Source organism: Comamonas sp. (assembly GCF_036666375.1).
Classification (GTDB): Bacteria; Pseudomonadota; Gammaproteobacteria; order Burkholderiales; family Burkholderiaceae_C; genus Comamonas.
Genome location: NZ_JAVWWA010000175.1, coordinates 1 through 6,289, shown reverse-complemented (window position 1 = coordinate 6,289; position 6,289 = coordinate 1). Strand labels below are relative to the sequence as shown.

The following is a 6,289-nucleotide window of genomic DNA, read 5'->3' as shown; positions in this document are numbered from 1 at the left end:
CCGTGTACGAAGGCATGATCATCGGCATCCACAGCCGTGACAACGACCTGGTGGTGAACGCCACGCGTACCAAGCAGCTGACCAACTTCCGCGTGTCCGGCAAGGAAGATGCGATCAAGATCACGCCCCCGATCGACCTGTCGCTGGAATACGCGGTGGAATTCATCGAGGACGACGAGCTGGTTGAAATCACCCCCAAGAGCGTGCGCGTGCGCAAGCGCTTCTTGAAGGAAAGCGATCGCAAGCGTGCTGGACGCTGAGATCGTTGAAGAACGCCTGCCCTGCATTGCGTTCGCCAAAAAAAGCCGCCTTGTGCGGCTTTTTTTGCGTCTGCGACACGGGCAGGCGGCGAGGCTCGGTTAAGGTTCACGGTTGGCGCGCGGCCGCGTGGCTGCGCTGAATCACAGGTAGACCAGAGGAACACAATATGACGGAGACAACGGCGCCAGTCCTGACCGAAGTGCGCGGCCGCATCGGCTGCATCACGCTCAACCGTGCGCGCGCGCTCAATGCGCTGTCGCTGGAGATGGTGCGTGAATTGATGGCTGCGCTGCTCGAATGGCAGGACGACCCGCAGGTGCTGGCGGTCGCGCTGCGCGGCAGCAACAAGGAAGGCGTGTTCGGCGCGCTGTGCGCGGGCGGCGATATCCGCTTCCTGCACCAGGCCGGCAGCACGGGCAACCCGCAGCTCGAGGATTTCTTCACCGAGGAATATGCGCTCAACCACCTGATCCACCATTACCCCAAGCCCTACATCGCTTTCATGGACGGCATCGTCATGGGCGGCGGCATGGGCATCAGCCAGGGCGCGAGCGCGCGCATCGTGACCGAGCGCACCAAGATGGCCATGCCCGAGACGGCGATCGGCCTGTTCCCGGATGTCGGTGGCGGCTACTTCCTCAGCCGCTGCCCGGGCCGCGCGGGCGAATGGCTGGGCCTCACTGGCGAGACCATTGCTGCGGGCGATGCGATCGCGCTGGGCCTGGCCGATGGCCTGGTGCCGTCAGCGCAGTTGCCTGAATTGTGGGAGGCCCTGGCCACGCGCGACTTCGCCGACGGCGCTGCGGTGCAGCAGTGGATCGATGCGCAACTGGGCACGGCGCCCACGCATTTCGCGCACCGCCAAGCCGAGATCGACCAGTACTTCGCCCTGCCCACGGTCGCGGCCATCGTCGCCGCGCTGGAGGAGGGCGGCAGCGAATGGGCCCAGGCCACGGCCGCGCTGCTGCGCAAGCGCTCGCCGCTGATGCTGCATGTGGTGCTCGAACAGGTGCGCCGCGCGCGCGCCATGGGCCTGGCCGACGACCTGCGCATGGAGCGCGACATGGTGCGCCATTGCTTCTACCTGCGCCCAGGGCGCAGCGAAACCCTCGAAGGCATTCGCGCGCTGGCCGTCGACAAGGACCATGCGCCGCGCTGGAATCCCGCGCGCATCGAGGACGTGCAGCAGGCCGACTGGCAGGCATTCTTTGCCAGCCCCTGGCCGGCGCATTCGCATCCGCTGGCGGGGCTGGCGGACTGACGGGCCAGAGTGAGCGGTGCGTCGGAACATGATTCATGTCTTGGGAGCACCGCACCGGGTTTTCTCCGTTCGCCCTGAGCTTGTCGAAGGGTGAACACATGGTGCAAGCGCTTTAGCAGCGCATTTTGCGGCGCGCCCTAAAACGCCCTTCGACACGCTCAGGGCGAACGGATGATGGGCACAGAGAGCCCCCTGGCCCGTTCGGGCCTGAAGCGCAATCAGCGATTGCGCCCCTTCATTGCGCGCTCGACTTCGCGCTTGCCTTCGCGGTCCTTGATGGTGTCGCGCTTGTCGTGCTCGCCCTTGCCCTTGGCCAGCGCGATCTCGGCCTTGACCAGGCCGTTCTTCCAGTGCAGGTTCAGCGGCACCAGCGTATAGCCCTTTTGCTCGACCTTGCCGATCAGGCGCTTGATCTCTTCCTTGTGCAGCAGCAGCTTCTTGGTGCGCGCGGCGTCGGGGCTCACGTGCGTGGAAGCGGTGCGCAGCGGGTTGATCTGGCAGCCGATCAGGTACAGCTCGCCATCCTTGATGACCACGTAGCCGTCGGTCAGCTGGACCTTGCCTTCGCGCAAGGCCTTGACTTCCCAGCCGTGCAGGACCATGCCCGCCTCGTGGCGTTCCTCGAAGAAGTAGTTGTAAGCCGCTTTTTTGTTGTCGGCAATGCGGGACGGGGAATCAGTTTGTTTTGCCATGTATGAATTAAGTGCGGCGCAATTCAGGAGATAAAAGCTCTCCCTACAATGTTGTTTGTCGTCTCGCTGCAGAGATTTTAGTTTCCATCGGCCGGCAATGCTGCGATGGCCTTCGCAGCATCCCTATTCAGGCCCCTTTTCCATGAAAACAGTCAACAAATCCGTCCTCATCTGGTACAGCCCCGAAGAAATGTATGCCTTGGTGACGGATGTGGACCATTACGCCGACTTCCTGCCCTGGTGCGACCATGCACGCATCCTGGAACAGGACGCGCAGGGCATGACGGCGGAAGTGGGCATGGCGCTGGGTGGCTTGAAGAAATCCTTCGTGACCCGCAACACCCACGAAGAAGGCCGGCGCGTGACCATTCGACTGGTCAAAGGTCCATTCTCGCATCTTGAAGGCGACTGGTTCTTTCATCCGGTGGGCGACGGCTCGCAGCGCGCCTGCAAGGTGGAGCTGCGCCTGAGCTATGGCTTCGACAACGTGGCGCTGGCGGCGCTGGTCGGGCCGGTGTTCGATCGCATTGCGGGCTCGATGGTCGATGCCTTCATCAAGCGCGCGGAACAGGTCTATGGCTGAAGCATTGGCCGCCGGGACGCAACTGAGCGTGGAGGTGGTGTTTTCTGCCGCGGCCGGCCAGGCGCAGGAGTGGACGCTGCAGCTGCCGCCTGGCGCCTGCGTGCTGGACGCGCTGCGCGCCGTGGGGCTGCAGGACAGCGCCTGCGCCGCCGGTATCTGGGGGCGGCGTGCCGAGCGCAGCCAGTTGCTGCACGACGGCGACCGTGTCGAACTGTACCGTTCGCTGCTGGTCGACCCCAAGGTCGCGCGGCGCGAGCGTTTCGCGCGCCAGGGCGCACGCGGCGCGGGCCTGTTTTCGCGCCAGCGTCCAGGCGGCAAGGCCGGTTACTGAACGCCTGGCTGGGCCGCCTTGGGCGCCGGGCCGCAGTCGCTGGCTATGGTGCTTTGCGCGCGCTGGCGTTCGGCGCTGCGCGCGGCGTCGTCCATGAACACCCGTTCGCCGTTGGCGTTGGTGTGCGCAATCAGCCGGCCATCGGTCAGGGCCGTCTGCGCGGCCTTGGCGCGTGTGCAGTTTTCCTGGCGCGCCTGGGCCAGCTTCTTCTCCTGGGCATCGGCCTCGGCCTGTTCGCGCCTGGTCTTTTCGGCTTCCTCGGCGTTTTTCTTGGCCTGCAATGCGGGGTCCACGCCGGAGCTGCGGCTCACGGGCGCCGCCGAAGATGAGGCTGCGGCCGGGCCCGGTGCCTGGGAGGCGGGTGCCGGCGCGGATTTGGCGCCGCCTGGGCGCTTGACGATGCGCTCGGTCGGTATTTCCACGGGCGGCGGCAGGTCGCTGAACACCTTGCGCCCCTGTGCATCGACCCACTGCCATTGCGCCAGCGCATTGGCGGAAAAAAGGCTGCTCGCGCAGAGCAGGACAAGCGTGAAGACGTTCATGGCGGCAGGATCAAAGTGGGAAGGCCGGTGCAATGGAGCAGGCCAGCGGCGGAATCTTCGCACTTCCCATCGACCCTGCCAAGGTCGCGCGGGAAAAAACCAGGCGCCGTCTGTAAGAATTGCACTCACAGGTACAATCGTTTTTTTGGAGCTTTCACATGCGCCTTCTTGGTAAAGCACTGACCTTCGACGATGTGTTGCTGGTACCCGCTTACTCCCAAGTCCTCCCCAAGGACACGTCTCTCGCGACACGTTTTTCCCGCAATATTTCCCTGAACATTCCCCTGGTGTCCGCCGCGATGGACACCGTGACGGAAGCGCGCCTGGCGATCGCCATTGCGCAAGAGGGCGGTATCGGCATCATCCACAAGAACATGACGGCCCAGGAACAGGCCGCCGAAGTGAACAAGGTCAAGCGCCATGAGTCCGGCGTCGTGATCGACCCCGTGGTCATCACCCCTGAGCACACTGTACTGCAGGTGCTGCAGCTTTCGGAAAACCTCGGCATCTCCGGTTTCCCGGTCTGCGATGGCGGCAAGGTCGTCGGCATCGTCACCAGCCGCGATGTGCGCTTCGAAACGCGTTACGACGTCAAGGTCAGCCAGATCATGACGCCGCGCGAAAAGCTGATCACCGTCAACGAAAAGGCCGGCACCACGCCCGCCGAAGCCAAGGCGCTGCTCAACAAGCACAAGCTCGAACGCATTCTTGTCGTCAACGATGATTTCGAGCTCAAGGGCCTGATCACCGTCAAGGACATCAACAAGCAGACCACCTTCCCCAATGCCGCGCGCGACGCCGCCGGCCGACTGCGCGTGGGCGCAGCCGTGGGCGTGGGTGCAGGCACCGAAGAGCGCGTTGAACTGCTGGTCAAGGCCGGCGTGGACGCCATCATCGTCGACACCGCCCACGGCCACAGCCAGGGTGTGATCGAGCGCGTGCGCTGGGTCAAGCAGAACTACCCGCAGGTCGACGTGGTCGGCGGCAACATCGCCACCGGCGCGGCCGCGCTGGCACTGGTCGAAGCCGGTGCCGATGCGGTCAAGGTCGGTATCGGCCCGGGCTCCATCTGCACCACGCGCATCGTTGCCGGTGTGGGCGTGCCCCAGATCATGGCGATCGACAGCGTGGCCACGGCCCTGCTGGGCACGGGCGTGCCGCTGATCGCCGACGGCGGCGTGCGCTTCTCGGGCGACATCGCCAAGGCGCTGGCCGCTGGCGCCTCGACCATCATGATGGGCGGCATGTTCGCCGGCACCGAAGAAGCTCCGGGCGAAGTCATCCTGTACCAGGGCCGCTCGTACAAGAGCTACCGCGGCATGGGCTCGATCGGCGCGATGCAGCAAGGCTCGGCCGACCGCTACTTCCAGGAATCGTCGACCGGCAACCCGAACGCCGACAAGCTGGTTCCCGAAGGCATCGAAGGCCGCGTTCCCTACAAGGGCTCGATGGTCTCCATCGTCTACCAGATGGCCGGCGGCGTGCGCGCGGCCATGGGCTACTGCGGTTGCTCGAGCATCGAACAGATGAACAACCAGGCTGAATTTGTCGAGATCACGACGGCCGGCATCCGCGAAAGCCACGTCCATGACGTGCAAATTACCAAGGAAGCCCCGAACTACCGCGCCGATTAAAGTGGCTGAATCCACCCAGCAAATCGTAGATTTGCGGTTGAGGCTAGGCGCATTGCCGCAGACAGTGCGAATAGCACGGCAAGGCAAAGCAACGACGCATCAAGGGTGGAGTGAGCCACTTTAAAATCGGTTGATCGCCATCCAACGGCCCGATCCGCTGCGCAAGCAGGCAGGTCGGGCCTTGCCATTTTCCAGACCATGCAACACGACAAGATCCTCATCCTCGACTTCGGCTCCCAAGTCACCCAGCTGATTGCCCGCCGCGTGCGCGAAGCCCATGTCTACTGCGAAGTCCATCCTTGCGATGTGAGCAGCGACTGGGTGCGCGAGTTCGCCGCCGACGGCAAGCTCAAGGGGGTGATTCTTTCGGGCAGCCACGCCAGCGTCTACGAAGTCGACGACCGCGCGCCTGATGCGGTGTTCGAGCTGGACATTCCCGTGCTGGGCATCTGCTACGGCATGCAGACCATGGCGACCCAGCTGGGCGGCAAGGTCGAAGGCTCGAACAACCGCGAATTCGGCTACGCCGAAGTGCGCGCCCACGGCCACACCAATCTGCTTGAAGGCATCGAAGACTTCACCACGGCCGAAGGCCACGGCATGCTCAAGGTCTGGATGAGCCACGGCGACAAGGTGACCCAGCTGCCCGAGGGCTTCAAGGTCATGTGCTCCACGCCGTCCTGCCCCATCGCGGGCATGGCCGACGAATCGCGCCGCTACTACGCCGTGCAGTTCCACCCCGAAGTCACGCACACCGTGCAGGGCCAGGCCATGCTAAACCGCTTCGTGCGCGACATCTGCTGCGCCGCGCCGGACTGGATCATGGGCGACTACATCGAGGAAGCCGTCGCCAAGATCCGCGAACAGGTGGGCGACGAGGAAGTCATCCTGGGCCTGTCGGGCGGCGTCGATTCGTCCGTGGCCGCGGCGCTGATCCACCGCGCCATCGGCGACCAGCTGACCTGCGTCTTCGTCGACCACGGCC

7 protein-coding genes and 1 pseudogene are annotated in these 6,289 nt (G+C 64.4%); 6 read left to right on the top strand and 2 right to left on the bottom strand.

Annotation, left to right across the window (positions count from 1 at the left end):
- Positions 1–260 (top strand): annotated as a pseudogene (locus tag RR928_RS23915) (translational GTPase TypA); the annotation flags it as partial.
- 167 nt (positions 261–427) lie between these two features.
- Positions 428–1,522 (top strand): enoyl-CoA hydratase/isomerase family protein, encoded by a 1,095-nt coding sequence (locus RR928_RS23910; protein WP_332548020.1) that lies wholly within the window; start codon positions 428–430, stop codon positions 1,520–1,522.
- Between the two features lie 218 nt (positions 1,523–1,740).
- Here the strand turns inward: RR928_RS23910 and smpB are convergent, their stop codons facing one another.
- The gene (smpB, locus tag RR928_RS23905) at positions 1,741–2,214 is read right to left on the bottom strand and encodes an SsrA-binding protein SmpB (RefSeq protein ID WP_213304108.1); all 474 of its coding nucleotides are present in this window, start codon (positions 2,212–2,214) and stop codon (positions 1,741–1,743) included.
- A gap of 142 nt (positions 2,215–2,356) precedes the next feature.
- Between smpB and RR928_RS23900 the strand changes: the two genes are divergently transcribed.
- Both RR928_RS23900 and RR928_RS23895 read left to right on the top strand, forming a co-directional pair.
- Entirely contained in the window at positions 2,357–2,797 is a 441-nt protein-coding gene (locus tag RR928_RS23900) for a type II toxin-antitoxin system RatA family toxin (RefSeq protein WP_332538170.1), read from the top strand.
- A complete protein-coding gene (locus RR928_RS23895; protein WP_332538169.1) occupies positions 2,790–3,128 on the top strand; it encodes an RnfH family protein in 339 nt (112 codons plus the stop codon). The genes RR928_RS23900 and RR928_RS23895 overlap by 8 nt, the downstream gene beginning before the upstream one ends.
- On the opposite strand, the gene RR928_RS23890 is transcribed toward RR928_RS23895, so the two are convergent.
- The gene (locus RR928_RS23890; RefSeq protein ID WP_332684547.1) at positions 3,122–3,670 is read right to left on the bottom strand and encodes a DUF4124 domain-containing protein; all 549 of its coding nucleotides are present in this window, start codon (positions 3,668–3,670) and stop codon (positions 3,122–3,124) included. The two genes, RR928_RS23895 and RR928_RS23890, sit on opposite strands and share 7 nt — an antisense overlap.
- Before the next feature lie 158 nt (positions 3,671–3,828).
- Here RR928_RS23890 and guaB point away from each other — a divergent pair, with 158 nt between their 5' ends.
- Positions 3,829–5,304, top strand: a complete 1,476-nt coding sequence (gene guaB, locus RR928_RS23885; protein WP_261498487.1) for an IMP dehydrogenase — start codon at positions 3,829–3,831, stop codon at positions 5,302–5,304.
- Between the two features lie 198 nt (positions 5,305–5,502).
- Positions 5,503–6,289: glutamine-hydrolyzing GMP synthase (gene guaA / locus RR928_RS23880; RefSeq protein ID WP_332684542.1), on the top strand; the 787-nt coding region annotated here is incomplete at its 3' end.